Genomic DNA, 24,940 nt, shown 5'->3' on the forward strand with positions numbered 1-24,940 from the left:
TGCCGTGGGGACGGCTGCTGTTGGCGGGCCGTTGCTCGACGTTGGGGAATATCTTGGCGATATGCCCAGAAAAGTCCTTCTTGCGCTCAGTCTGGCGGCCTCGGTGGCAGTTGGCGAACTGCGTCAGGATCCGCTGCGGGCCGCGCTGCTCGGCGTACGCCTGCTGCCGGGGCCCGTCCGGCGGCGGCTGGGGCCGCTCGAACGGCGGCTGACCGTGCGCGCCCGCGCCGCAGGGCCGGCCGCGGCGCCTTCCGCCGCTCGGGTGCCCGCGCCGTACGGCATTCCGTACCGCCCCGTCCCCGGCCGGGTGCTCCATCTGGTCACCAACGGGCTGCCGTTCCGGCACGCCGGTTACACCGTGCGCACGCAGAAGCTCGCCGAGGCCCAGCTCGCGGCCGGGCTCGACCCGCATGTGGTGACCCGGATCGGCTTCCCCGTGACGGGCGGGGTGCTGGACGCCCGCGCCAAGCAGCATGTGGGCGGGGTGCCGCAGCACCGGCTGCTGCCGCCGTGGCTGCCGTACGGCCAGGCCGCCTCGCTCGCGCTCAACGCCGAGCTGGCCGCCCGCCTGGTGGACCGGCTGCGGCCCGCCGTGCTGCACGCCGCGAGCGACCACGGCAACGGACGGGTGGCGCTCGCCCTGCGGGAGACCTACGGGCTGCCGGTGGTCTACGAGGTGCGGGGCTTCCTGGAGGAGACGTGGCTGACGCAGGCGCCGGGCCGCGGCCGGGACGACGAGACGTACCGGACGCGCCGCGCCCTGGAGACGCAGTGCATGCGCGAGGCCGATCTGGTGCTGACGCTGGGTGAGGCCATGAAGGCCGAGATCGTGGGCCGCGGGGTGCCCGGGGAACGGGTGCTGATCGTGCCCAATGCCGTGGACGACGCGTTCCTCGCCCCGCCGCCGGACGGGGCGCCCGTGCGGGCCCGGCTCGGCATCGCGCCGGACGAGTTCGTCGTCGGCACCGTCGGCACCCTCGCCCCGCACGAGGGCATCGGCACTTTGCTCCATGCGGGTGAAGAGCTGCGCCGGCGCGGTGTGCCGCTGCGGTTGCTGATCGTCGGGGACGGTCCACAGCGCCCGGCGCTGGAGCGGCTGGCCGCCCGGCTCGGTCTTGACGACGGGACCGTGCTGTTCACCGGCCGGGTGCCGCACGCCCAAGTCCGGGACTTCTACGCCGTGTTGGACGTGTTCGCGGTGCCGCGTACCGACGAGCGCGTCTGCCGCCTGGTGACCCCGCTCAAGCCGGTCGAGGCGATGGCGAGCGGTGTTCCCGTGCTCGCGAGCGACCTCCCCGCACTCGGAGAACTGGTCGAACCGGAGGTTAACGGGAGGCTAATCAGGACTGAATCGCCACATTCCTGGGCTGATGAGCTTGAAATACTCCTTTACAGTCGAAATCGGCGTGCTGAGTGGGGAGCAGCCGCCCGCGCGAGAGTCGCGCGTGACCGCACCTGGAAGCGGGCCGCCGCCACAACCCGTGAGGCGTACCGCGCCCTTGGCAGCCTTGATGCGGGGTGATCCCTATGCAGGCCGAACAGACCGGACCGCTCGGGGAAGCGGGCGAACCGCCCGGGGAAAGACCACCGCTCCGCGGGAGCGCGCGCGGTAGGAACAACCGGCTCGCCGCGAGCGTGCCGCTCGGCGAGACGGACCCGCCCGACCAGGTGGAGCTGGCGGTGATCGGGCTCGGCTACGTCGGACTGCCGCTCGCGCGTGAGGCGGCGTCGATCGGCCTGAGAGTCCTGGGCCTGGACCGCGACCCCCGGGTCGTGGAGGCCCTCAACACCGGGCACTCCCATGTCGACGACGTCTCCGACGAGGACGTCCGCCGGATGCTGACGGCCGGGTTCCTCGCGTCCACGGACGACGCGTGCCTGGCCCGTGCGCAGGCGATCGTCATCTGTGTGCCGACGCCGCTCGGCAAGGACGGCGGACCCGACCTCGGCGCGGTCACCGCGGCCACGAGGACGGTGGCCCGGCGGCTGCGGCCCGGGCAGCTGGTGGTGCTGGAGTCGACCACCTATCCCGGGACCACCGAGGAGGTCGTACGGCCGCTCCTGGAGGAGTCGGGGCTGCGGGCCGGAGCGGACTTCGCGCTGGCGTTCTCGCCGGAGCGGATCGACCCCGGCAACACCGCCCACGGCCTGCGCACCACGCCCAAGGTGGTCGGCGGCTGCACCCCGTCGTGCGCGGCCCGCGCGGTCGCCTTCTACGGCAAGCTCGTCGACACCGTCGTCCAGGCGAAGGGCACCCGCGAGGCCGAGATGGCCAAGCTGCTGGAGAACACCTACCGGCACGTGAACATCGCCCTGGTCAACGAACTGGCCGTGATCAGCCACGAGTTGCACGTCGACCTGTGGGACGCGATCCGCTGCGCCGGCACCAAGCCGTTCGGCTTCCAGGCGTTCCGGCCCTCCCCCGGCGTCGGCGGGCACTGCATCCCGATCGACCCCAACTACCTGTCGTACAAGGTGCGTTCGTCCCTCGGCTACGAGTTCCGGTTCGTGGAGCTCGCCCAGGAGATCAACCGGCGGATGCCGGAGTACGTGGTGCGTCGCGCCCAGGACCTCCTCAACCACGCCGGCCGGCCGCTGCACGGCTCGCGGGTGCTGCTGCTCGGCGTCACCTACAAGCCGGACGTGGCGGACCAGCGGGAGTCGCCTGCACTGCCGGTGGCGCGGCTGCTGCGGGAGCGGGAGGCCGAGATCTCCTTCCACGATCCGCATGTGCGGCTGTGGTCCGTGGACGGGGTGAACATCCCGCGCGTCACCGACGTCATGGCGGCGGCGCGCGAGCACGACCTGACGATCCTGCTCCAGGATCACTCGGCCTACGACCTGCCGGCCCTCGGCGACGCGGCCCGCCTGCTGTTCGACACGCGCGGCCGGATCTTCCGGCCCGGGGTCGAGGTGCTGTGACCGCCTGATCTCTCCGGTCCGCCCGGCACGGGCCCCGTCGGGTCCGTCGCCGGTCGGTCCGCCGTTCTCGGATCCGTCGATGCCGGGTCCGTGGTTCTCGGGGCAGTCGAAAGGTGCGTGCTCTGATGCGGATACTCGTCGTGACCGTCGTCCACCATCCCGAGGACGCGCGGATCCTGCACCGGGAGATCGCCGCCCTGCACGAGCACGGCCACCGGATCGTGTACGCCGCTCCCTTCGCGGCCCGGCGGACGTCGCCGCGGCCGAACGTCGAGGGCGTCGACCTGCCCCGGGCCGCCGGCCGGGACCGCCGGGCGGCCTTGCGCGCGGCACGCGCCCTGCTCGCCGAGCGCGGGCCGCAGGCGGACGTCGTCCTGCTGCACGACCCGGAGCTCCTGCTCACCCTGCCCGGCACGATGCGCCGCTGGCGGCGCGCCGGGCATGTCCCGGTCACCGTGTGGGACGTGCACGAGGACACCGCGGCGGCGCTGGTGATGAAGCGCTGGCTGCCCCGGCCGCTGCGACCGCCGCTGCGGCTGGCCGTCCGGGCGGCGGAGCGGACGGCGGAGCGGCATCTGCGGCTGCTCCTCGCCGAGGACGCCTACCAGCGGCGCTTCCGCCGGACGCACCCCGTCGTGGCCAACCTGGCGACGGTGCCGCCGGAGCCACCCGAGCCGCCGGGCGACGACCGGGTCGTCTACCTCGGCCATCTGTCGAAGGCCCGCGGCGCACCCGAACTGATCGAGACGGCCCGGCTGCTGGCGCCCGACATCCGGGTCGAGGTGATCGGCGCGGCCGACCCTGACATCCGGGGCGCGCTGACCGAGGCCGACCGGGACGGCGTGCTGCGCTGGCACGGCTACCTGCCCAACGACCGTGCCCTCGGTCTGCTCTCGGGCAGCCTGGCCGGCCTCTCCCTGCTGCGGGACCAGCCCAACTACCGTCATTCACGGCCCACCAAGGCCGTGGAGTACATGGCGCACGGCGTCCCCGTGGTCACCACACCCACGCCGCTCTCCGCGGAGCTGGTCGAGCGCTACGGCTGCGGTCTCGTCGTCCCCTACGAGGATCCGGCCACGGCCGCCATGGCCGTACGGCATCTGCGCAGCGACCGGGTCATGCGCCGGCGGGCGGCGGCCCGGGGCTGGGAGGCGGCTCGGTCCGACCTCAACTGGGCCGACGCTGCGACCGAGTTCGTGATGTGCCTGGAGTCCTGGGTGAAGGAGGCGTCAGCGGCCGGGGACGACGGCCCCGCCGTCCCGTTCGCCGGCGACAGGGCCCCGACGGCCTGAACTCCTAGGCGTTGGACCAACCCCGTCGGCACAGCACGAGCCGGTAGCCGTCGGGGTCCTCGATCGTGACGCCCCACTCGTTCCAGTACGGGTTGGGCGACGGGACCCGTTTGCCGCCGTGCTCCTCCAGCCGGGCGACCAGGTCCTCCGGCACCGGCCCGTCGACGTAAACGACCAGGAGGTCCTCCTCGGTCGGCCGGGGCTCGACGGGACGGGCGGGCTCGTGCACCAGCTCCAGATGCCAGCCGGCGTCCGGCCAGCCGAGCATCAGCAGGTCGTGCTCGCCAGGTTCCGGGCCGCCGACCGCCCGCCATACGACGCCGAGTCCGAGCCCCTCGGTCCAGAAGCGCTCCGCCGCGGCGAGGTCCCGGGACGGGCGGGCGATCCGGATGTGACTGCGGCCGTCGACCGGCATGGTGACCCTCCGTGTGCTGAACTGAGCGGCGTCGATCCACCGGCAGCGTAGACAGCCCACAGGCACCGAGACCATCGGCCATCGGCCCTGCGACCTGGGCCCTAGGCCCCGCTCCGCGGCACGCCGTAAGCCCGCTCGACGTGCAGGCGCAGCACGAGGCGTCGGTCCCTCACCATCGCGGCGCGGAAGTCCTCCCAGTCGGGGTGCTCCCCCTGGACGTCCCGGTAGAGGCGGACGAGCTCCTCGACCGTCTCGTCGTAGGGGTCCTGTGCGACGGGTGCCAGGTCGGCGGTGCCCTCGGCGACCGCGTACGCCCATCGGTCGGGGGTCGTGACGTGGTACGACGCCCTCGGGTCGCGGCGCAGATTGCGGGTCTTGGCGCGGTCGTCGGTGATCGAGACGCGGATGATGCGCTCGTCGGGGTAGTAGGCGTGGCTCACGTTCGACAGCTGCGGGCGGCCGTCGCGCTTCAGGGTGACCAGCACCCCGCCGTGGCTCTCGGCCAGGAGCGCGAGCAGTGCGTTGTGGGTGGCGTCCTGAGTCATGTCTGCATCAACCCTGGCGGGCGGCCCGCTCATTCCCGCGAGACTCACGTAGACACTGTCTACTCGATCATGGTAGACAGTGTCTATGGAAGCATCGCGAGCAACGGGCACGGACATGGACACGGGGCTGCGGGCACGGCTGGTCGACGTAGGCGTGGAGCTCGTGGCGCAGGAAGGCGTCCAGGCGCTGACCCTGCGGGAGATCGCCCGCCGCGCTGGCGTCTCGCACGGCGCGCCCCGCCGCTATTTCCCCACCCACCTGGAGCTTCTGTCGGCCATCGCGCGCCGCGGCTTCGACGAGCTGGGGGCGCGGGCGACGGCGGCGGTCGGGGTGGGCGACGCGCCCCCGCGGACACAGCTGACCGAGTTGGGGCGGGCGTATCTGGATTTCGCGCTCGGCAATCGCGGGATGTACGAGTTGATGTTCCGTCACGATCTGCTGGAGAGCGGCCATTTGGGGCTGCGGGACACCAGCCTTCCGCTCTTCGGACGCCTGGTGGAGCTGGTGGGCCGAGTGCGTCCCGACGCCGACGCGCGTCTCGTCGCCGGCACGCTGTGGGCGGGGCTGCACGGCATCGCCCAGCTGTGGGGCTGGGGAAGCCTCCAACTCGCCACGGGGACCGACGACTTCGCACCCCTGCTGGGTTCGGTCCTGGACGCCCACCTCGGTCCGGAGGGCGTGTGAACCCGCGTCTCACCCTCACGAGCAGCGTCGTCGGAGCGGTGATCGTCGCGCTCGACGGCACCGTGCTGACCGTGGCCCAGCCCAGCCTCCAGCGCGACCTGGGCGCCTCCTTCGCCCAGGTGCAGTGGACCAGCACCGGCTATCTGATCGCGGTGGCGAGCCTGTTGGTGCTGACCGGGCGGCTTAGTGACCGGCACGGCCACCACCGTGTCTTCGGCATCGGCATGCTCGGCTTCGGAGCGGCGTCGGCGGGCATCGCGTTCGCGCCCGGCGTCGGATGGGTGATCGGACTGCGGGTGGTGCAGGGGGTGTTCGGGGCGCTGCTGCAACCGGCCACGCTCGGGATGCTGCGGGCGGCGTTCCCACCCGACCGACTGCGGACGCCGATCGCCGTACGGACGGCGGCGATCGGTGTGTCGGCCGCCGTCGGACCGCTGCTGGGCGGCGCGCTGGTGGCGGGGCCCGGCTGGCGGGTGGTGTTCCTGCTGAACGTCGTCCCGGCTCTGGTCCTCGGCACGCTCGCCCTCACCGTACGGCCTGCGCGCACGGCCTCCCCCGCCCGGCTCGACGTGCCCGGCGCCCTCCTGCTCGCGCTCACCCTGGCCTGCCTGGTGCACGCCCTCGTGGCGCTGCCGGGCTGGGTCTGGACGGCCTCGACGGCCGCCCTCACCGGTGCCGCGTTCGTGCGGCACGGGCGCCGCACCGCGAGCCCGTTGCTGCCCCCGAGCGTGATCGGGTCCACGGCAGTCGGCTCGGCGCTGGGCATGCTGGTGGCCGCGTCGGCGGCGCTGTCCGGCGCGCTGTTCGCGGGCACGTTCCTGTTGCAGGACACCCTCGATCTTGACCCGTTCCGCAGCGCCCTGGTCAGCCTGCCGCTGGCCGCGCTGATGGTGGCGGCGGCGCCGACGTGCGCGGTGCTGCTGCGCCGGGTCGGTGCCCGGCGTACGACCGCGGCGGCGATGACACTCCTCGCCCTCGGCATCCTCGTCCTGTCCCGCACGCCGGCGACGCCGCTGCTGTGCACGGCGTTCGCACTGGTAGGGGCCGGTTTCGGCACGGTGATGGTGGCGGCGACGCATGTCGTCGTACGGGAGGCGCCCGTCGAGTCGGCCGGGGTCGCGGGCGGGCTCCAGCAGACCGCGATGAACATCGGACCGGTGCTGGGCGTCGCCGTCGCGACCGCGCTCCTGGGCACCGGCGACGGCCCCGGGCTGCCACTGGGTGTCCTCGCCGCCCTCGCCCTGGCCGGCGCGGCACTGGGCCGTGCGCTGCCGGGGCGGCGGGACGCGGCCATGAACGATCATGGCGATTCGAAGGACCGTACACGTGTTCCTGCGCAACGATGAGGTCAGAGGCCGTTCCCGCGGGGTATGCCGGAGCGCACCCTCGTCGTACATATCGGAGGAGAGCGATGGCACTGCTGACACAAGAGGTCGACCCGGGTGAGGTCGGGCTGGACTCGAAGGCGCTGGACCGCCTCGACCAGTACTTCGCCCACTACGTCGACGAGGGGCGGCTGCCCGGCTACCTGGTGGCCGTCGCCCGCGGTGGCCGCGTCGCCCACCTCACCACGCACGGCCACCGTGACCTCGCGGCCGGGCTGCCCGTCGAGGCCGACACGCTGTGGCGGATCTACTCCATGACCAAGCCGGTCACCTCGGTCGCCGCGCTGCTGCTGATGGAGGAGGGCAAGCTGTCGCTCGACGACCCGGTGGCCCGCCATCTGCCGGGCTTCGCCGAGCCCAGGGTGTATGTCGGCGGGTCCGGCGCCGACATGGTGACGCGCCCCGCCGACGGGCCGATAACCGTCCGGCATCTGATGACCCACACCGCCGGGCTGACCTTCGCGTTCTACCGCACGCACCCTGTCGACGCGCTGTACCGCGACGCCAACCTGGACTCGGCGGTGCTGCCGGGCTCCGACCTGGCGGGCACGGTCGACGTGTACGCGCGTCTGCCGCTCCAGTTCGAGCCGGGCACGCAGTGGAACTACTCGGTCGCCACCAATGTCCTGGGCCGCGTCATCGAGGTGGTGTCGGGGCAGCCGCTGGACGAGTTCTTCGCCGAGCGCATCTGCGGCCCGCTCGGGATGACCGACGCCGGGTTCTGTGTGAGCGACGAACAGGCGGTCCGGCTGGCCGAGTTGTACGGCGAGACCGAGGACGGCGGCATCGAGCCGATCCCCGGACTCCCCTTGCGTGGAGGCCGCCCGCGTTTCCTGTCCGGCAGCGGCGGTCTCGCGGCCTCCGCGCACGACGTCCATCGCTTCATGGAGTTGCTGCGCGGTCGCGGCGAACTCGACGGCACCCGGCTGCTGGCGCCCGAGACGGTGGACCTGATGACGTCCAACCAGCTCCCGGGCGGCGCCGACCTGCGCGCCTTCGGCAGCCGTCCCGCTCATGACGAGGCCGGCAACGACGGCATGGGTTTTGGTCTCGGCGTCTCCGTCGTGATCGACCCGTCCCGCACGAAGGCCCCCACCGTGCTCGGCGCCTACGGCTGGAGCGGGGTGGCGACGACCACGTTCTGGGTCGACCCGCGCCACGACCTGACGGTGCAGTTCATGACGCAGGTGCGGCCCAAGACCTCGCACACGATGTTCCAGGACCTCAAGCGGCTCGTGCACGAGGCCGTGACGCAGGGCTGACCCCGCCGCCGGTCACTGGTCCACGCGCAGGGTGAACTCCACTCCTTCCAGGGCGAGTTCACGCAGCCACTCCTCCGAGCGGGCCGCCGTCTCCGCGGCACGGCTCAGGCCCGCCGGCAGGGAGCCGTCCAGGATGTGCCGGACGCCGAGGGCGAGCGGGCGGGAGACGCAGCGGGCCATCGCGCTCTCCTCCTCGTCCCCGACCTGGTCGAGCAGATAGCTGCCGGACCACGACTGCCCCGAGCCGCCGCGCACGTCCAGCGACACGGCGAGGACGACCCGGTCACGGTCGGCGTCCGTGGTCGGGTAGGTGGCCGCCAACTCCCCCGCCAGGGCGGCGATCCGGGCGTCGTCGCCCGCCTTCAGCTCCTCGAAGACGGCGTCCCAGGCCCGCAGCCAGCCCTCCAGGCGCAGGGTGCCGCGCACGAAGGTCAGCGGCTTCCAGCCGTCCGGCAGCCCGTACTGCTCGACGAACGGAACGCTGTCGCGGTTGGGGTAGACCTCGAACACCTCCCCGTCCACGGTGTGCGGCCGGGTCGCCTCCCACGGCCGCTCGGCGACGGTCTCGGCACCGTCCTGGAGGTAACGGGCCGGTGCGCGAAGGGCGTTGAGGACCCCTGCGGGCGCCCAGCTGAAGCGGTACCTGAAGTCGTTCGGGACCGCGGGGACCCCGCCGCAGTAGGAGGTGAGGCTGTACGAGGCTCCCGCGTCGTCGCCGACGGCCTCCCGGGCGCGGCCGATCAGGCAGTGGGCGAAGAGGTGGTCGATGCCCGGGTCGAGGCCGGCCTCGGTGAGCACGACGAGCCCTGCCGCCGTGGCCGCCGGCACCTGTTCGAGGACCGCGTCCGACACATAGCTGGAGCAGGCGAAGTGGGCCGACCGGCGCACGCAGGCCGCCAGGATCCCGGCGTGCTCGGGCGCCGGCAGCATCGACACGACGACGTCGCCGGGCGCCAGTTCGGCCGTGAGCGCGGCCAGGGTGTAGGCGCCGGGTTCGGCGCGCCCGGTGAGGCCGAGCCGGGCGAGGGCGCCTGCGGCTCGGTCCTCGGTGCGGTGCCACAGCCGTACCCGGTCGGCCGTGTCGCACAGCCGGGACAACCCGCTGCCGGTGGAAAGACCGGCGCCGACCCAGTGGACCGTGCCGCTCGCGGGAACCCGTGAGGATCTGTCAGCCATTGCGGAACTCCCCTTCCACGATGCCGAGTTCACGGCATGCCTGATGGAACCGGTCACGGCAGCGCCCCCACGGCCCGCCCGTCTCGAACTGGAGCAGCTGGGGAAGCAGCGCCGACGAGAAGTCGGCGCTGGACTCGCGGGGCAGCAGGGACGGCAGGTTGTCGATGGCGATGAGGTCGAGCGGCGGTTCCTTGCGCAGCCGGCGCACCGGGTCGGTCCACTCGGTGGTGCGGTCGTAGACCGGCAGCACGTTCAGGGACGAGCCGACGTCGACGGTGACGTCGCACACGGTGCGCAGCCGGCGGCCGGGGTCGTCGAGGTCCTCCTCGCGCAGGAAGGGCGGGACGGGCGTGGTGGCGAGGACGGCGTTGACCAGCACGTCGTGCGCCAGCAGCGCCGGGCGGTCCAGGGCCCGGGTCTCGGCGAGGTCCCAGGGCGTCGCCTCGATGCCCGCGGTCAGGAACCCGAGCCTGGCGCCGCGTCCGCTGCGCCCCAGGGCGCCGATCACCAGCGCGGTGAATTCCTCGTCCCCGGCGACCGGCCGCAGGAGGGCGTCCAGTTCGTCCTTGGACAGAGGCGTCAGCGGCGCGGTGAGCCGGCCCCGGTGCTGGAGGACGGCGAGGGCGGCGCCGAGATAGCCGGCCCAGAAGCCGAAGGCGGCGAGGCGGCGGCCGTCGTCGTCCACCAGGTACTCCAGGTCGAGCAGTGTGCCGCCTCCGGCCGCGAAGCGCCCGAGCAGCGCCTCTGCGCCGGGCTGCCGCTTGTAGGCGTGCCCGAAGAAGATGTGGTCGTGCGTCAACTCGCCCGGCTGGTCCGGGAGTTCCTTGAGTCCCAGCACCACGGACCGCTCGGGTGCCGACACCCAGGAACCGGCGGGCGCGGTGCGGCAGCCGGCCGCCTCGTACTCCTCGGCGGGGAAGATCCGCTGCGGGGACTCCTCGACGGTCAGGGTCACCCCGCGCTCGACGAGCCGGCGGGCGTCCGACGGCACGAGAGGTGTGCGTCGCTCGGTGGAACGGACCTCGTGGCGCAGCCACAGATGGAGCTCGGTCATACGCGGTTGGCCTCCGGGCGCGGGGCGTCGGCCGCGAACCGGCCGGCGCTGAGCGGGCTGACGTCCACGAAGGGTACGCGGCCGAGGTACAGGTCACGGACGACCTCGCCGACGGCCGGCCCCTGGAGGAAGCCGTGGCCGGAGAAGCCGGTCGCGTACAGGAAGCGGGAGACGGAAGTCGCCTCGCCGATGAGCGCGTTGTGGTCCGGGGTGACCTCGTACAGGCCCGCCCAGCCTCCCGTGCGGCGCAGGTCGAGCAGGGCGGGGGCGCGGCGCTCCATGGCGGCGGCCAGCCGGGGGATCCAGCGGTCGTGGGTGTCGGTGGCGAAGCCGGGCCGCTCGTCGGGGTCGGACATGCCCAGGAGCAGGCCGGGGCCCTCGGAGTGGAAGTAGAGGCTGGTGGTGAAGTCGATGGTCATCGGCAGGTCCGGCGGCAGTCCGCCGACGGGTTCGGTGACCGCGACCTGCCGGCGCAGCGGCACCACCGGCAGGTCCACGCCGACCATCGCCCCGATCGCCCGCGACCACGGGCCGGCCGCGCAGATCACCGTCTCGGTGGTGATCCGGCCGATGCTCGTGGTCACGGCGGTGATGCGGTCGCCGTGCATCTCGATGCCGGTGACGTCGTTGTGGCGTAAGATCCGCGCCCCGTACGCGCGGGCCGCGGACGCGTAGCCGTGCACGACGGATTCGGGGGTGCAGTGGCCGTCGTCCGGGGAGAACGCGGCCGCCAGCAGTCCGTCGGTGCTGATCAGCGGGGACAGCCGCCGGGCCTCGGCGGGGTCGATCATCCGGCTGGGCACCCCGAGGGAGTTCTGGAGCCGGACGCTCGCCTCGAAGCCGGCGACCTCCTCGGGCGTCGACAGCAGGAACAGATAGCCGACCCGGTGCAGCCCGATGTCGTGGCCCAGCTCCAGCCCGAACCGGGCGAACGCCTGGAGGCTGCGCGCCCCGAGCTGGATGTTGAGCTCGTCGGAGAACTGCGCGCGCACTCCGCCGGCCGCCTTCGAGGTGGAGCCGGAGGCCAGTTCGTCCCGCTCGACGAGGACGACGTCCCGTACGCCCCCGCGGGCGAGGTGATAGGCGATGCTGGTGCCCATCACACCGCCGCCGATGACGACGACACTGGCGTGGGTGTTCACGGGCGGGCCTCCTTCCGGGCCGCCTCGACGACGGCCCAGGCGGCGGCCGCGTCCTGGATGCCGAGGCCGACGCTGTTGTAGTAGACGATGTCGCCGGGCCCCGACCGCGGGAAGCTCTGCCCGGTGACCACGGCGCCGAGGCCGACCAGGTCCTCGGGGGCCAACGCCCCTTCGCGCAGGGCGTGCACCACGGGCCCGGCGTGCTCGGCGGCGGTCGCCGGGTCGTCGACGACGACGCTCGCGGCGCGCAGCAGCACGTCGTCGTCGACCTCGCGGCGGCCGGGCTCGAACGATCCGACGCTGACGACCGTGCACCCGGGTGCCAGCCACTCCCCCTGTACGACGGGGGTCGTGCTGAGCGTGCAGGCGGCGACCAGCGACGCCCCCGTCACGGCCTCCTCGGCGGTGCCGACCGCCTCAACGGCGAGACCGAGTTCGGTCGTGAGCTCCTGTGCGGCGCGGGCGCGGTTGCGCTCGGTCGGGCTCCACAGCCGTACGGACTTCAGCTCGCGCACCCTGGCGACGGCCCGGGCGTGGGCGAGGGCCTGGGTGCCGGAGCCCAGGAGGGCGAGGTCCGCGCTGCCCGGGGTGGACAGGGCGTCGATCGCGACGGCGCTCGCGGCGGCCGTGCGCAGGGTCGTGATCGCCGTGCCGTCCATGACGGCGGCCGGACGGCCCGTCACCGGGTCGAGCACGGTGATGACCGCGTGGACGGTCGGCAGGCCGGACGCCGCGTTGCCCGGGTTGACGCTGCCGATCTTCGCGACGGCCCCGGTGTCCGCGGACAGCCGGGAGACGTACGCGAAGACGACGCTGTCGTCGAAGCGGCTCGGGTGCATGATCTTCCCGGGCAGGTCGGCCGCGTCGGCGCCGAGCGCCGTGAAGGCCGCGCGCTGCGAGGCGATCGCCGCGTCGAGGCCGAGCAGGCGCGAGACCTGTTCTCCGGTCAGGAAGAGGACGTCGTCGGTCATTCCCTCTTCCTGTCCGGACGGGCCTCGCCGCAATCAGGACAGCTGCCCGACCGCGTCCAGATGGGGCAGGTGGTGGTCGAGACGCTCCCGCTTGGTGCGCAGGTAGGTGATGTTGTTCTCGCACGGCGGGATGAGCAGCGGGACCTGCTCGGCGACCTCGATGCCGTGCTGCACCAGCGCCTCGCGCTTGCGCGGGTTGTTCGACAGCAGCCGGACGCTGCGCACGTTCAGGTCGTGCAGCATCCCGGCGGCGACGCCGTAGTCGCGGGCGTCGACCGGCAGGCCGAGCGCGAGGTTGGCCTCGACCGTGTCCAGGCCCTCCGCCTGGAGGGCCATCGCCCGCAGCTTGGCGAGCAGGCCGATGCCGCGGCCCTCGTGGCCCCGCAGATAGACGACGATGCCGCTGCCCTCGGCGACGACCGCGCGCAGGGCTGCCGCCAACTGGTCGCCGCACTCGCAGTGCTGGGAGCCGAAGGCGTCACCCGTCAGGCACTCCGAGTGCAGCCGGGTCAGCACCCCGTCCGTGCCTATCTCGCCGTGGACGAGGGCCACTTGCTCGTCTCCGCGGTCGTGATCGAGATAGCCGATCGCACGGAATTCGCCGTACACGGTGGGCAGCGGCGCATTCACCACGCGTTCCACGCCGGAACGCTGCGTCCGCTGCGTGGACTTCTTGCCGAGGACGCCAATTTTTTCTGTCATGATTCTTCAGTTCCTAAGCAGAGACGAAAGGCCGTGAAAAGATGAGTGGTTCGCAAATGCGGCCGGCGGCGCACTCGCTGGTGCCGGCGGACACCACCGAAGACGTACGGACCCGAGGGGCGGGCGTCTCACGACAGGTGGCGGTGCTCCCCGTCGGAAGCTTCGAGCAGCACGGCCGGTTCCTTCCGCTGGCGACCGACACGCTGGTGGCCTGCGCCATCGCGCGCGAGATCGCCGCCGCGCACCCGGTGCACCTGCTTCCGCCCGTGACGATCTCCTGCTCGCACGAGCACGCGGCCTGGCCGGGGACCGTCAGCATCTCCTCAGTGACCCTTCATGCGGTGATACGGGACATTGCGGCTTCGCTCCGCCGCTCGGGCGTCGACGCCCTGGTGGTGGTCAACGGACACGGCGGAAACTACGTACTGGGCAACGTCGTTCAGGAGTCCTCCGCGCGTGGTGAGCGAATGGCGCTGTTCCCGGCCCCGGAGGACTGGGAGACGGCGCGGGTGCGGGCGGGGGTGGAGACCTCACTGCTCACCGACATGCACGCGGGGGAAATCGAGACCTCCATCCTTCTGCACGCTCATCCCGAATTGATCCGACCCGGTTATGAGACTTCCGATTTCGTGGCGGACGATCGCCGTCATCTGCTGACCCTCGGTATGTCCGCCTATACCGATTCCGGTGTCATCGGCCGCCCTTCACTGGGTTCCGCGGAAAAGGGGAAGGGGCTGCTGGCGAGCCTCGCGGATTCCTTCGGCGCGTATGTGTCACTGCTGACCTCCGCGGACGATTCCGTAGCGGACACGGGTGACGCCTGAAAATAGCCGCTGGGTTCCGGGTCCGCCATGGTCGCGGCGGATCCGGATTCCGCGCGCAGCCCGGTGTACCAGCGGACGACCAGGACGACGAGGCCGGGCAGTGCGGCCACGAAGCTGAGGACGCCGTACACGACGGCGACCGCGAGTCCGGTGGTCGCGCCCAGTCCCGCGGCGCCGAACGCCCAGGCGGTGACGCCCTCCCGGGGGCCCCAGCCGCCGACGTTCAGGGGCAGTCCCATCGCGAGCAGCGCCAGGACGGCGAGCGGCACCAGGGCGGCGACGGAGGCGTCGGAGCCGGCGACGCGGGCGGCGAGCACGAACATCCCGATGTGTCCGGCCAGCACGACGGCCGAGGAGACGGCGACGCCGGGGCCGTTGCGGCGGGACAGCAGGGCTTCCCGGGCCTCGTCGAGGGTGGTGCGCAGCGCGGACGGCCGGCTCCGGTCACGCCGCGACGGCGCCCGGTTCATGCGTACGGCGGCCACCACGGCGAGCGCGCCCACCCCGGCGAACAGGATGAGCGGGGTGATGTCGCGGGCCTGGTTCAGCACCGGTGACGGCATGGTCAGCAGCACGACGGCGCCGAACGCGGCGAGGACGACCTGGCCGGCGGTCCGCTCCAGCACGACCGCGCGGACGCCGCGCCCCATGTCACCGGCGCTCTGCCCGTGCCGTACGGCCCGGTGCACATCGCCGAGGACACCACCGGGGAGGGCGGCGTTGAGGAACAGGGCCCGGTAGTAGTCGGCGACGGCGGGCCACATCGGCAGCCGGATCCGCAGCCCGCGGGCCACCAACTGCCAGCGCCAGGCGCTGAACACGGTGGTGACGAGCCCGATCCCGAGCCCGCCGGCCAGCGCCGCACCGTCGATCCGCCGCAGCCCGTCGAGGAACACGCCGGTGCCGAGCCGCCAGAACAGCACGGCGAGAATCACGACGCCGACGACGGTGCCCAGGTGGGTGCGGAAGGCCGGGGTGTTGAGCCGCGACAGCGCTCCACGCAGCCGGCTGCGAGTCGTCGGCTCGGCGGACTCCGCTGCCGACGGGGCCTCGGTGACGACGGCACCGATCCGGTCCGGGGAGACGGCGGCGGTGCCCGGGACGGGGGCGGCGGGAAGGACCGCCTGCACGCGGGCGCCGCGCACGCCGGGCCGCTCCGCCCGGCGGATACGGGGCTTGGGGAGCCGGCGTTCCGGGCGGGTCCGAGCCACCGTCTCCACGGTCATGACGCTCCGCCCGTCGGCCGGCACAGCGCGAGCAGGTCGCTGTGGTGGACGATCACCCGCAGTTCGCCGGCCTGGCAGGCGGCGAGGCGTTCGGTCAGGTAGCGGTCGGCGCGCTCGCGCAGTTCGGGGCGGTGCTCGACCGCCGCGCCGACCCAGCCGCGCAGCCACTGGGCGGTGAGCGCGGACTCGCCGGGGCCGAGCTTCCACGGGCTCGGCTGGACCTGCACGGTCGCGCCGTGCTCGGAGAACGCCTCGGCAGCCACCGTGATCGCGTCGGGGCCGAGCAGTCCCGAGCGCCGCTGGTGGGCGTTGAACGCCTCGGCGATCTCGTCGTCCATCGGGTCGGACGGGGTGAGTTCGACGCGGCCCGCGACGGAGAGCGTCAGCAGCGCCGGGCAGCCCGCGCCCGCGCAGGCGGCGGCGAGGGTGCCGATCTCCTCGACCGTGAGGACGTCGAGGAGCGCGGACGCGGTCACCAGGGAGGCGCCTTTCAGGGCGTCCGGGGTGAGCCGGCCGACGTCGCCGCGGCGCGTCTCGACGGTGACCCGGCTGCCGTCGGCGGAGGAGCGCGGGGAGGCGACGGCGGCGAAGTGCAGAAGGTAGGGGTCGCGGTCGTGCAGGACCCAGTGCTGGGGGCCGTCCAGATGGGGCGCGAGCCAGCGGCCCATGGAGCCGGTGCCGCAGCCGATGTCGTGGATGACCAGCCCGCCGGACCGGGCCGGCAGGTTGGCGAGCCGGATCCGCAGCGGGTCGAGCAGGTCGTGCGCCCGCGCCGAGGCATCGGCGCCCTCCCGCAGCTCCAGCCACTCGGGCGCGTAGCGCGGCGGGTCGTCAGGGCCGGCGTCCCGCAGCCGTACGGTGGCCCGCTCGCCGGGCCGCACGGTGGGGCCGGCCCCGAGGATCACGGCGTCGGCGTCGGACGCCGACGGTATGGAAGCACCACCCATGTCACCCTCCGCCGAAACGATTTCGCCGTGCGTTCCGCTCTGCTCGTCGGCGTCCGCCCCGCGCTGCGTCGAGTCCGTCGCCTCCAGGGGCCCCGGCTGGGTCGGTATCGTCCCGCCGCTCTGTGCCGTCGCCGTCTTCCTCATGCCGCCCTCCGGGGTTCGTTCGGCAGTCGGCCCAGAACCGAGGCCAGGCTGCGGGCCGTGCCGGCCCAGCCGTTCAGGGCGGCACGCCGGCCGCGGGCCGCCGCCTTCAGCCGGCGTCGTACGTCCGCCTCGCCGAACCAGCCGCGCAGCTCGACGGCGATCGCGGCCGAGTTCTCCGGCGGGACGAGGATGCCGGGGACACCGCCGTCGGGTGCCCGGCCGACCGCCTCGGGGAGCCCGCCGACGTCTGTCGCAAGGACCGGGATCCCACGGGCCAGCGCCTCGGTGACCGCCATGCCGTACGTCTCGGCGTAGGAGGTGAGCACCATGAGGTCGGCGGTGTTGTAGCTGGCGTCGAGTTCGGCGCCGGCCTGCGGGCCGGCCAGGATCAGCCGGTCCTCGAGGCCGTGCTTCGCGATCAGGGACCGCAGTTCGGCCACGTATGCGGGGTCCTGGTTCAGCCCGCCCACGCAGACGCAGCTCCAGGGCAGGTCGGTCACCGCGGCCAGCGCCTCCACCAGCCGGTGCTGTCCCTTGCGCGGTGTCACGGCGGCCACGCACAGCAGGCGGGACACACCGTCGGTGCCGGCCGCGAGCGGCGCGATGTCGGCGCCGGGCGCCGCGACATGGACACGCTCGGGGGCGAGCCCGTGGTGGGAGACGAGGCGGCGCACCGCCCAGTCGCTGGTGGCGATCACCGCGTCCACCGCCCGCAGCACGGTGCGTTCCCGGGCGTCCAGGTCCGCGGCGACGGCGGGCTCCAGGCCCGTCTCGTCGCCGAGCGGGAGGTGGACGAGGATCGCGAGGCGCAGCCGCTCCGCCTCCGGCACGATGATCTCGGGCACGCCGCACGCGACCAGCCCGTCCAGCAGGACGACCGTGCCGTCCGGGAACTCCCGCAGTGTGCGGGCGAGTTCGGCGCGGGCCTCGGCGCCGGGGCGGGGCCAGCTGCCGTCCACCGGGCGCTTGTGCACCTGCCAGCCGAAGCCGGGCAGGTCCAGACACACGCGCCGGTCGTAGGCGTTGCCGCCGCTCGGTGCGGCCAGGTCGTCGACGCCGCCCGGCAGGACGAAGTGCACGGAGCGCAGGGACATGGGGATGATCTCGGCGTTCTTCAGGACGGAGTGCTGCACGGGCATATAGCCCAGCGCCGGCTGCTCCGTCTTGTCCAGGGTGACGTTCTTGCCGAGGACGCCGTTCCCGTCGCGGGCCACGTTCTTCTCCAGCGTCACGTCGGTCACAGGGCACGCTCGTAACTCGCCCAGGCGACGTGCGACTCGTGCAGGGTGACGGTGAGGCCGGCGAGGCCCTTGGCGCCCTCGCCCAGCGCGCCCTTCTCGATGCGCTCGGCGAGCCGGTCGGCGATGACCTTGGCGAGGAACTCGGTGGAGGTGTTGATCCCGGCGAAGTCGGGTTCGTTGTCGAGGTTTCTGTAGTTCAGTTCACCGACGACGGCACCCAGTTCCCTTGTGGCGAGTCCGATGTCGACGACGATGTTGTCGTCGTCCAGCTGCTCGCGCCGGAACGTTGCGTCCACCAGGAACGTCGCTCCGTGCAGGCGCTGCGCGGGTCCGAAGACGTCGCCGCGGAAGCTGTGGGCGATCATGATGTGATCGCGGACGGTGATGCTGAACAACGGACGACCCTCCAGGTGCGGTGCGCTCCTCATCCCCCGCTGATCACTGCCGGGGATGTCGTGTAGTACGGCTCTTCGCTTCCCCGTGTTCAGCCGACTCTCACTCTTTTCTGAGGTCAGGCGCTCTTGTCGTCCGGGAATGGACGAGTCCGTCAGGGCGTGTCCGCGTACCTGACGCGGTGGCAGAGGGCCGGGATCTCCCCCGAGGTGAGCTTCGGCATCACTTCGGGCAGCTCCTCGAAAGCGCTCTCTCCCGTGACGAGGGCGTCCAGGGCCGGGTCGGCGAGCAGGTCGAGGGCGAGGGCGAGCCGGTCGGCGTAACTGCGGGTGGCACGGCGGGCCGGGGAGACGGTGCCGACCTGGCTGCTGCGGATGACGAGCCGCCGGGAGTGGAAGGCCTCACCGAGCGGGAGGGCGACGCGCCGGTCGCCGTACCAGCTGAGTTCGAGGACCGTGCCCTCGGCCCTGAGCAGTTCGAGCGAGGAGTTCAGGCCCTGTTCGGTGGCGCTGGCGTGGACGACGAGGTCGCACTCGCCGAGCGCGTCCCCGGGCGTGGCGAATCCGACGCCGAGGGCCTCGGCGACCTCGGCCCGGCGGGGGTCGGCGTCGACCAGTTGAAGCCGTACTCCCGGGAAGCGGGCCAGCAGCGCGGCGACCGAGCAGCCGACCATGCCGCCGCCGACCACGGCGATCCGGTCGCCGACCAGGGGCGCGGCGTCCCAGAGCGCGTTCACCGCGGTCTCGACGGTGCCGGCGAGGACGGCGCGGGCGGCGGGCACGTCGTCCGGTACGACCGTCACGGCGCTCGCGGGGACGACGTACCGGGTCTGATGCGGGTACAGGCAGAACACCGTACGGCCGACCAGTGCCGTCGGCCCGGCCTCGACCACCCCGACGCTGAGATAGCCGTACTTCACGGGGGCGGGGAACTCGCCCTCCTGGAACGGTGCCCGCATGGACGCGTGCTGGTTCTCGGGGACGCCGCCGCGGAACACGAGTGTCTCCGTGCCCCTGCTGACTCCGGAGTACAGCGACCGCACCAGCACCTCGTCCTCGCCCGGCTCCGGAAGGACGGCCTCCCGGATCTCTCCTTCACCCGGAGAGCGGAGCCAGAACGCACGTGCGGCGCGGTTCATCGAAATCCTCCTGAACGATCGTGAAGCCGTGCACGTACGGAGGTGTGCACAGGTCGCGCACAGTACGCGGCCTTGATCGACTCTGTCATCTGGCCGGAGGAATGTGCGGTGGCCCTGAACAACACTTACGACGCAAGGCTGGTCCAGCAGGAGACCGCTGTGGGAGCGGGCGTGCAGATCCTGTTGCTGGCCCTGCTCGGATCGGCGATCGGCCTGGGGCCGGCGGGCTGGCTGACCGGCCTCGTCTTCGCCATCGCGACCTGGGCGCTGCTGTCGCTGGCCCTGCACCGGTCGGGGCTGCGCTCCTTCGGCCCGGCGAACCGGGTCACCCTCGGCCGCGCGACGCTGGTGGGCGGCGTCACGGCTCTGGTGGCGGACTCCTTCCAGAGCTCGCCGCCGGTCACGCTCTTCGTGGGCCTGACGGCGGTCGCGCTGATCCTCGACGGCGTGGACGGCAAGGTCGCCCGTCGGACGGGCACGTCCACGGCGCTGGGAGCGCGCTTCGACATGGAGGTCGACGCGTTCCTGATCCTCGTACTGAGCGTGTACGTCTCGATGTCGCTGGGCCCGTGGGTCCTCCTGATCGGCGCGATGCGCTACGGCTTCGTCGCCGCCGCCCGCGTCTGGCCCTGGCTGAACGCGCCACTCCCGCCGAGCACGGCCCGCAAGACGGTCGCCGCGTTGCAGGGCGTGTTCCTGCTGCTGGCCGCGTCCGGCTACCTCCCGTACGCGGCGACGTTCGCGGTGGCCGCGGTCGCGCTGGCCGCGCTGGTCTGGTCGTTCGGGCGGGACATCATGTGGCTGTACCGGACGTCGCGTACGGAGCCCGTCTCCGTGGCGGAGGTGCGGGAACTGGTGGCGTCCTGAACGCCATGGGCCGTCGATCATCTGCGCCATCGTCGTGGCTGGTCGCGCCCCGCGGCGGAGCCGCACATTGACACAGCCCCGCGCCCCTTCGGGGCGCTGCCGGACCCTACCGGCGAGGCAGCACCCCGATCGCCGCCAGTGGTACGGCCGCCAGCACCAGCCATGGCACGGCCGCCGGCAGGCCCGTGTCCAGGAGGGTTCCCGTCGCTGAGCTCCCGATGAGGACGATCAGGCCCGAGACCGACGACAACGCGCCGGTGTAGAGGCCGAGTCGGCCCTCCTCGGCGAGGTCGGGGATCCAGGCTCGGGCGACCGGTGCGACGAGCATCTGCCCGAGGGTGAGCAGGACGACGAAGCCGGCCGAGGGCAACAGCGCCGCCGTACCCGTCCAGTGGGCGGGGCGAGCCGCGGCCACGACCGAGAAGCCCGCCGCGATGAGGAGCAGGCCGGCCACCATGGACCGGCGCAGGGTGAGCCGCTCCCCCACCCAGCGGGTGACGGGCAGCTGGGCGATCACCACCAGCAGCGAGGACAGGGCGAACAGCCAGGCGAGCGCGGCCTGGGAGCCGGTGGCGCGCTCCACTTCGTCGGGCAGCGCGAGGTAGAGCTGGTTGTAGGCGAGCAGATAGGCGCCGTACGCGCAGCACAGGGCGAGGAAGCGGCGGTTGCGCAGCAGCTTCCCCAGGCCGCCGCGCAGTCGGACGCCGCCCCGTCCGGGTATGCGCTGCGGCAGCAGCCACGCGTGGCCGGCGAGAACGAGACCGAAGATTCCGGCGCCTGCGAGACAGACCGTGCGGAAGTCCACCGCCAGGAGCAGCGCGCCCAGCAGCGGTCCGACGAACGCGCCCGCCTGACCGGCGACCGTCAGCAGCGCGAGCACCCGGGTGCGCGAGCCGCCGCCCGCTTCCTCCCACAGCACGGCCTGGCGGGCGACCTCGGACTCCACGGCCGGTGAGAACAGGGCGGCGGCGAACCCGATCAGCAGCACCGCCCCGATCACCGCCCCGGTCGCAGTCGCGTACCCCAGCCACACGAACCCGGCGATCCGCAGCACGCACCCCGTGAGCACGACCGGCCGGATGCCGTACCGGTCGGCCAGCGCGCCGCCCACCACGAACAGCCCCTGCTGGCTGAACGTCCGCAGCCCCAGCACGAACCCGACCAGCCACCCCGCCATCCCGACGGCCTGCCCCAGGTGTTCGGCGAGGAAGGGCAGCACGGCGAAGAAGCCGATGTTGAAGGCGAGTTGGGTGAGGATGAGGAGACGGAGGAGGGGGGAGAGGCGGAGCCGGTCCGGAGCCGCCTTGCGGAGGCCGGGCGTCGGCGGTCTCATCCGGTCGTCACCAACTCCCTCGGTTCGGACTGCTTCTCGGGCACGTCCGTCGCCTCGGGTGCGGCGGTGCGCTTGTGTCGCCGTACCCCTCCGGCCGCCGTCACCGCCAGCGCGCCCAGCAGGGCGAGTACGGCGGCGGGGGCGAGGACCGCCCAGGGGGCGCGTTCGGCGTAGGGCTGGTTCTCGGCGAGGAGCAGGCCCCACTCCGGGGAGGGCGGCTGGGCTCCCAGGCCGAGGAAGGCGAGCGAGGCGAGGGCGAGGGCGACGCCTGGCAGCCGGAGCAGGGCGTGCCGGGTGACGGGCGGCACGACGGCCGGCAGCAGTTCGTGGCGCAGCAGATACCAGCGTCCGGCGCCCAGGGCGCGGGTGGCGGTGAGGTGGAGGGCGGCGCGTTCCTGCCGAAGGAGCGCGGAGGTGTGGGCGGCGAGCGGTGTCCACGCGACGGCGGCGACGGCGAGGGCGGGCGTGGTGCCGCCGCTGCCGACGATCGCGGTGACGAGCAGGGCGACGAGGACCGGCGGCAGCGCGGTGACGGTGTCCACGACGGGCCCGGACAGCCGCGGCAGCAGGCCGAGCGCCAGCCCGGTGAGCAGGGTGACGGCGGTGATCGCGAGTGCGAGCAGCAGTGTGTCGAGGGCGCCGTGCGCGACGCGGGCGAGGACGTCCCGGCCGAGGGCGTCGGTGCCGAACGGATGCGCGCCGGAGGGCGCGGCGAGTCGCTCGGCGGTGTCGAGGGCCAGCGGGTCGCGGGGCAGGCCGACCGCGATGACGGCGAGGAGCAGGCCGCCGTAGGCGAGGGGCAGGAAGCGGCGGGCGGGCAGTGCCGGCCGGTGCGGGGACGGCAGCGCGCCGTCGCGCAGGGCCGGGCCGATCAGCAGGCGGGTGAGGAGGTGGGCCAAGGCGGCGGCGACCGCGGCGAGCAGCACGAGGGCGAGCGTGCCGGCCTGGAGGACGGGCAGGTCCTGGGCGAGGGCGGCCTGGAGGGTGGTGCGGCCGAGGCCGGGGATGTCGTAGATCTGCTCGACGGTGACCGCCCCGCCGGTGATGCCCACGACGAACAGGCCGGTGTTGGGCAGCAGTCCGGGCAGGCAGCGGCGCAGGGCCCCTCGCGCGACGGTGCGGCCGGGCAGTCCGCGCGCGGTGGCGGCCAGGGCCCAGGGCTCGGCGAACGCGCCGGGCAGCAGGTCGTCGAGGAGCCGGCCGAGGACCGCGCCGGCGGGCAGGCCGAGGGCGAGGGCGGGCAGGATCGTCCACTGGAAGCCGTACCAGCCGAGCGCGGGCAGCCAGCCGAGCTGCACGCCGACGACGGTGGCGAGGACGGACGCGGTGAGGAACTCGGGCAGCGCGGCGAGGACCGCGGACCCGCCGCCCCCGGCCCGCCGCCCGTCCAGACGCTGCCCGGCGCCGAGCCGCAGGGTGCGCGCGCAGATCAGCGCGGCGGTGCCGGCGGCGACCACGAGGGCCACCGCCATCAGCAGCAGGGACACGCCGAGTGCCTGGAGCACGGCGGGCGTGACCTCGCTGCCCGAGATCCAGGACCGTCCGGCGTCCCCGTGCCACAGCCCGCCGAGCCAGTCCCCGAGGAGCCGGAACGGACCCTTTTCCAGGCCGAGTTGGGCGCGGATGTCCGCCAGGACCTCGGGCGTGGGGTCGCGGTCCGCCGACCGGGCCTTGAGGACGGTGAGCGCCGGGTCGGTGTGCGAGAGCCACGGCAGTACGCCGATGGCGCACACCAGGGCGGCCGCGATCCCCGCACGCCACAGGAGCGTGACTGCCTGGAGCCGCACGGGTCAGCGCCGGGTGCCGATGCCGACGAGGGTGCGCTCGTACGGGTCGAGGAGCTCGCCGCTGACGGAACTCCCGACGCCGGTGATGATCCGCTGGTGGACCAGCGGTACGACGGCGTCGGTGCCGAGGATGCGGGCCTCGGCGGCCATCGCCGCGTCCTGCCGCCCGGCGGTGTCGGCGGCGCGCTCGGCCTTGGCCACGGCCCGGTCGACGTCCTTGTCGCAGAGCTGGGCGAGGTTGTAGCCGCCGTCGCAGGTGTAGTCACTGGCGAGGACGGACACGGGGTCGGCGGTGTCGACGAGGGTGTTGCGGGCGAGGACGAACGCGTCGAACTTTCCGGCCAGCGCGTCGCTCTCCAGCCGCGAGTACTCGCGCACCTCCAGCGTGACCTCGAAGCCGGCCTTCTCCAGCTGCTGCTTCAGCACCTGGGCGACCTCGGGCAGTTCGGGCCGGTTGTCGTACGTGGCGAGCGTGACACGGGTCCCGTCGGGCCTGCCGGGCTCCGCCCGTCCGACCGGCTCGGTCCGCTTGCCCGCGGCCCAGGTGACAGCGGGGCCGTAGATGCCGGCGCCGCGGTCGGCGTATCCCTCGTGGACGTCCTCGGCGAGCGCGGAGGTGTCGACGGCGGCGCGGGCCGCGGCCCGCAGTGCGGCGTCCTCGAACGGGCCCTTCTGCGAGTTGAGGAGCAGGCTCGTGGTGCGGGTCGTGGCGGTCGCCTCGCGGGTGCCCTTGTCGAGGGTGGCGGCCTGGGCGACGGGGATCGCCTCGGCGAGGTCGACCTGGTCGGTGCGCAGGGCGCTCGCGCGGGCGGTGCCGTCGGCGACGAACTTGACGTCGATGCCGGTGGCCTGGGCGCGTCCGCCCCAGTAGTCGTCGTAGCGGTCGAGGGTGGCGGCGGTGGTGCCCATGACCTTGGTGAGTTCGTAGGGCCCGGTGGCGGTGCCGACCGGGTCGACGTCGTCCTTCTCCTTGTACGCCTTGGCGGAGAGGACGGCGAGGGAGGGGCTGGACAGCCGCAGCGGCAGGATCGGGTCGGGGGCGCCGGTCGTGATCCGTACGTCGCCGCCCTCGGCCTTCGCGGTGAGGGTGACTCCGGCGACGGCGGCCGGGGCGGGCGCGGTCCGGGTGGCGTGGGTGAGGGCGGCGGCGACGGCGGCCGGGGTGACCTTGGAGCCGTCCTGGAAGGTGGCCTCGCGGAGGGTGAACAGCCAGGTCTTCTCGTCCTCCTGGCGCCAGGAGGCGGCCAGGGCGGGGGTGGCGGTGCCGTTGGCGTCCAGCGCGGTCAGGCCCTCGGTGACGCCGAGGCGGCTGAGGATGGTGGAGTCGGCGCCATACGGCGAGAGGTTCTCGGCGGGCGGGAAGGCGAGGGCGACCCGGAGGCGGGAGCCGGTGTCGGCGGAGTCGCTGCCGCCTCCGCCGGAGGCGAAGCAACCGGCCAGCACCGGGGCGAGAACAAGGGCGAGGATCGGGCGGAGTCGGCGTCGCACG

General features: G+C 73.3%; 22 protein-coding genes and 1 pseudogene. 8 read left to right on the forward strand and 15 right to left on the reverse strand.

Annotated features, from left to right (window positions below; genetic code table 11):
- Positions 1-61: 61 nt before the first annotated feature.
- The 3 genes from CP983_RS07300 (at position 62) to CP983_RS07310 (ending at position 4,214) form a co-directional block, all read left to right on the forward strand.
- Positions 62-1,522 carry a glycosyltransferase family 4 protein gene (locus CP983_RS07300; RefSeq protein WP_229914657.1) on the forward strand — a complete coding sequence of 487 codons (1,461 nt, stop codon included), beginning with the start codon at positions 62-64 and terminating at the stop codon, positions 1,520-1,522.
- Positions 1,523-1,527: 5 nt separating this feature from the next.
- Complete coding sequence (locus tag CP983_RS07305) at positions 1,528-2,922, forward strand: nucleotide sugar dehydrogenase (protein ID WP_150498998.1); 1,395 nt, start codon at positions 1,528-1,530, stop codon at positions 2,920-2,922.
- A 125-nt stretch (positions 2,923-3,047) separates the two neighbouring features.
- Positions 3,048-4,214 (forward strand): glycosyltransferase, encoded by a 1,167-nt coding sequence (locus CP983_RS07310; protein WP_150498999.1) that lies wholly within the window; start codon positions 3,048-3,050, stop codon positions 4,212-4,214.
- Positions 4,215-4,218: 4 nt separating this feature from the next.
- On the opposite strand, the gene CP983_RS07315 is transcribed toward CP983_RS07310, so the two are convergent.
- Together CP983_RS07315 and CP983_RS07320 are read right to left on the reverse strand one after the other, a co-directional pair.
- Positions 4,219-4,629, reverse strand: a complete 411-nt coding sequence (locus CP983_RS07315) for a VOC family protein (RefSeq protein ID WP_125524446.1) — start codon at positions 4,627-4,629, stop codon at positions 4,219-4,221.
- Positions 4,630-4,730: 101 nt separating this feature from the next.
- Positions 4,731-5,174: a PPOX class F420-dependent oxidoreductase gene (locus CP983_RS07320; RefSeq protein WP_107908127.1), complete on the reverse strand. Its 444-nt coding sequence runs from the start codon at positions 5,172-5,174 to the stop codon at positions 4,731-4,733.
- Between the two features lie 85 nt (positions 5,175-5,259).
- Here CP983_RS07320 and CP983_RS07325 point away from each other — a divergent pair, with 85 nt between their 5' ends.
- The 3 genes from CP983_RS07325 (at position 5,260) to CP983_RS07335 (ending at position 8,506) form a co-directional block, all read left to right on the forward strand.
- The gene (locus CP983_RS07325) at positions 5,260-5,859 is read left to right on the forward strand and encodes a TetR/AcrR family transcriptional regulator (RefSeq protein ID WP_150499000.1); all 600 of its coding nucleotides are present in this window, start codon (positions 5,260-5,262) and stop codon (positions 5,857-5,859) included.
- The gene (locus CP983_RS07330) at positions 5,856-7,205 is read left to right on the forward strand and encodes an MFS transporter (RefSeq protein WP_150499001.1); all 1,350 of its coding nucleotides are present in this window, start codon (positions 5,856-5,858) and stop codon (positions 7,203-7,205) included. Before CP983_RS07325 ends, CP983_RS07330 begins: the two co-directional genes overlap by 4 nt.
- Positions 7,206-7,270: 65 nt before the next feature.
- Positions 7,271-8,506, forward strand: coding sequence for a serine hydrolase domain-containing protein (locus CP983_RS07335; RefSeq protein ID WP_150499002.1), 1,236 nt, complete (start codon positions 7,271-7,273; stop codon positions 8,504-8,506).
- A gap of 12 nt (positions 8,507-8,518) precedes the next feature.
- On the opposite strand, the gene CP983_RS07340 is transcribed toward CP983_RS07335, so the two are convergent.
- From CP983_RS07340 to ribA, 5 genes are read right to left on the reverse strand one after another with little or no spacing between them, the layout of a single operon-like run.
- On the reverse strand, positions 8,519-9,682 hold the full coding sequence (locus CP983_RS07340) for a saccharopine dehydrogenase family protein (protein WP_150499003.1): 1,164 nt from the start codon (positions 9,680-9,682) through the stop codon (positions 8,519-8,521).
- On the reverse strand, positions 9,675-10,736 hold the full coding sequence (locus CP983_RS07345; RefSeq protein WP_150499004.1) for a saccharopine dehydrogenase: 1,062 nt from the start codon (positions 10,734-10,736) through the stop codon (positions 9,675-9,677). The genes CP983_RS07340 and CP983_RS07345 overlap by 8 nt, the downstream gene beginning before the upstream one ends.
- The gene (locus tag CP983_RS07350; RefSeq protein ID WP_150499005.1) at positions 10,733-11,878 is read right to left on the reverse strand and encodes an NAD(P)/FAD-dependent oxidoreductase; all 1,146 of its coding nucleotides are present in this window, start codon (positions 11,876-11,878) and stop codon (positions 10,733-10,735) included. The genes CP983_RS07345 and CP983_RS07350 overlap by 4 nt, the downstream gene beginning before the upstream one ends.
- Entirely contained in the window at positions 11,875-12,849 is a 975-nt protein-coding gene (locus tag CP983_RS07355; RefSeq protein WP_150499006.1) for an ornithine cyclodeaminase family protein, read from the reverse strand. The genes CP983_RS07350 and CP983_RS07355 overlap by 4 nt, the downstream gene beginning before the upstream one ends.
- A gap of 33 nt (positions 12,850-12,882) precedes the next feature.
- Positions 12,883-13,551, reverse strand: a complete 669-nt coding sequence (gene ribA, locus CP983_RS07360) for a GTP cyclohydrolase II (protein ID WP_150499007.1) — start codon at positions 13,549-13,551, stop codon at positions 12,883-12,885.
- A 41-nt stretch (positions 13,552-13,592) separates the two neighbouring features.
- Here ribA and CP983_RS07365 point away from each other — a divergent pair, with 41 nt between their 5' ends.
- Positions 13,593-14,375 (forward strand): creatininase family protein, encoded by a 783-nt coding sequence (locus CP983_RS07365; protein WP_167537668.1) that lies wholly within the window; start codon positions 13,593-13,595, stop codon positions 14,373-14,375.
- A gap of 107 nt (positions 14,376-14,482) precedes the next feature.
- Here the strand turns inward: CP983_RS07365 and CP983_RS44660 are convergent.
- The 5 genes and pseudogenes from CP983_RS44660 to CP983_RS07390 form a co-directional block, all read right to left on the reverse strand.
- A pseudogene (locus tag CP983_RS44660) lies at positions 14,483-15,601 on the reverse strand (lysylphosphatidylglycerol synthase transmembrane domain-containing protein); the annotation flags it as partial.
- Complete coding sequence (locus CP983_RS07375) at positions 15,598-16,548, reverse strand: class I SAM-dependent methyltransferase (protein ID WP_373309804.1); 951 nt, start codon at positions 16,546-16,548, stop codon at positions 15,598-15,600. The pseudogene CP983_RS44660 and the gene CP983_RS07375, both read right to left, overlap by 4 nt.
- A gap of 140 nt (positions 16,549-16,688) precedes the next feature.
- Complete coding sequence (locus CP983_RS07380; RefSeq protein WP_373309789.1) at positions 16,689-17,933, reverse strand: glycosyltransferase family 4 protein; 1,245 nt, start codon at positions 17,931-17,933, stop codon at positions 16,689-16,691.
- Positions 17,930-18,328: a 6-pyruvoyl trahydropterin synthase family protein gene (locus CP983_RS07385; RefSeq protein WP_093747920.1), complete on the reverse strand. Its 399-nt coding sequence runs from the start codon at positions 18,326-18,328 to the stop codon at positions 17,930-17,932. Before CP983_RS07385 ends, CP983_RS07380 begins: the two co-directional genes overlap by 4 nt.
- Positions 18,329-18,480: 152 nt before the next feature.
- Positions 18,481-19,464: a zinc-dependent alcohol dehydrogenase gene (locus tag CP983_RS07390; protein ID WP_150499010.1), complete on the reverse strand. Its 984-nt coding sequence runs from the start codon at positions 19,462-19,464 to the stop codon at positions 18,481-18,483.
- A 108-nt stretch (positions 19,465-19,572) separates the two neighbouring features.
- Between CP983_RS07390 and CP983_RS07395 the strand changes: the two genes are divergently transcribed.
- Positions 19,573-20,331 carry a CDP-alcohol phosphatidyltransferase family protein gene (locus CP983_RS07395; protein WP_150499011.1) on the forward strand — a complete coding sequence of 253 codons (759 nt, stop codon included), beginning with the start codon at positions 19,573-19,575 and terminating at the stop codon, positions 20,329-20,331.
- Positions 20,332-20,437: 106 nt separating this feature from the next.
- Here CP983_RS07395 and CP983_RS07400 read toward each other — a convergent pair whose 3' ends face one another.
- From CP983_RS07400 to CP983_RS07410, 3 genes are read right to left on the reverse strand one after another with little or no spacing between them, the layout of a single operon-like run.
- Positions 20,438-21,664, reverse strand: a complete 1,227-nt coding sequence (locus CP983_RS07400) for an MDR family MFS transporter (protein WP_150499012.1) — start codon at positions 21,662-21,664, stop codon at positions 20,438-20,440.
- The gene (locus CP983_RS07405) at positions 21,661-23,451 is read right to left on the reverse strand and encodes an ABC transporter permease subunit (protein WP_150499013.1); all 1,791 of its coding nucleotides are present in this window, start codon (positions 23,449-23,451) and stop codon (positions 21,661-21,663) included. The genes CP983_RS07400 and CP983_RS07405 overlap by 4 nt, the downstream gene beginning before the upstream one ends.
- Before the next feature lie 3 nt (positions 23,452-23,454).
- Positions 23,455-24,939 carry an ABC transporter substrate-binding protein gene (locus CP983_RS07410; protein ID WP_150499014.1) on the reverse strand — a complete coding sequence of 495 codons (1,485 nt, stop codon included), beginning with the start codon at positions 24,937-24,939 and terminating at the stop codon, positions 23,455-23,457.
- Position 24,940 lies beyond the last annotated feature (1 nt).

This window comes from Streptomyces chartreusis (genome assembly GCF_008704715.1).
In the GTDB taxonomy this organism is placed as follows: Bacteria; Actinomycetota; Actinomycetes; order Streptomycetales; family Streptomycetaceae; genus Streptomyces; species Streptomyces chartreusis.

What these genes read in the sequence shown, in the direction of transcription:
- CP983_RS07300 (WP_229914657.1), top strand. Translation starts at nt 62, where the DNA reads ATGCCCAGAAAAGTCCTTCTTGCGCTCAGTCTGGCGGCCTCGGTGGCA.
- CP983_RS07305 (WP_150498998.1), top strand. Translation starts at nt 1,528, where the DNA reads ATGCAGGCCGAACAGACCGGACCGCTCGGGGAAGCGGGCGAACCGCCC.
- CP983_RS07310 (WP_150498999.1), top strand. Translation starts at nt 3,048, where the DNA reads ATGCGGATACTCGTCGTGACCGTCGTCCACCATCCCGAGGACGCGCGG.
- CP983_RS07315 (WP_125524446.1), bottom strand. Translation starts at nt 4,629, where the DNA reads ATGCCGGTCGACGGCCGCAGTCACATCCGGATCGCCCGCCCGTCCCGG.
- CP983_RS07320 (WP_107908127.1), bottom strand. Translation starts at nt 5,174, where the DNA reads ATGACTCAGGACGCCACCCACAACGCACTGCTCGCGCTCCTGGCCGAG.
- CP983_RS07325 (WP_150499000.1), top strand. Translation starts at nt 5,260, where the DNA reads ATGGAAGCATCGCGAGCAACGGGCACGGACATGGACACGGGGCTGCGG.
- CP983_RS07335 (WP_150499002.1), top strand. Translation starts at nt 7,271, where the DNA reads ATGGCACTGCTGACACAAGAGGTCGACCCGGGTGAGGTCGGGCTGGAC.
- CP983_RS07340 (WP_150499003.1), bottom strand. Translation starts at nt 9,682, where the DNA reads ATGGCTGACAGATCCTCACGGGTTCCCGCGAGCGGCACGGTCCACTGG.
- CP983_RS07345 (WP_150499004.1), bottom strand. Translation starts at nt 10,736, where the DNA reads ATGACCGAGCTCCATCTGTGGCTGCGCCACGAGGTCCGTTCCACCGAG.
- CP983_RS07355 (WP_150499006.1), bottom strand. Translation starts at nt 12,849, where the DNA reads ATGACCGACGACGTCCTCTTCCTGACCGGAGAACAGGTCTCGCGCCTG.
- ribA (WP_150499007.1), bottom strand. Translation starts at nt 13,551, where the DNA reads ATGACAGAAAAAATTGGCGTCCTCGGCAAGAAGTCCACGCAGCGGACG.
- CP983_RS07365 (WP_167537668.1), top strand. Translation starts at nt 13,593, where the DNA reads ATGAGTGGTTCGCAAATGCGGCCGGCGGCGCACTCGCTGGTGCCGGCG.
- CP983_RS07375 (WP_373309804.1), bottom strand. Translation starts at nt 16,548, where the DNA reads ATGGGTGGTGCTTCCATACCGTCGGCGTCCGACGCCGACGCCGTGATC.
- CP983_RS07390 (WP_150499010.1), bottom strand. Translation starts at nt 19,464, where the DNA reads ATGAACCGCGCCGCACGTGCGTTCTGGCTCCGCTCTCCGGGTGAAGGA.
- CP983_RS07400 (WP_150499012.1), bottom strand. Translation starts at nt 21,664, where the DNA reads ATGAGACCGCCGACGCCCGGCCTCCGCAAGGCGGCTCCGGACCGGCTC.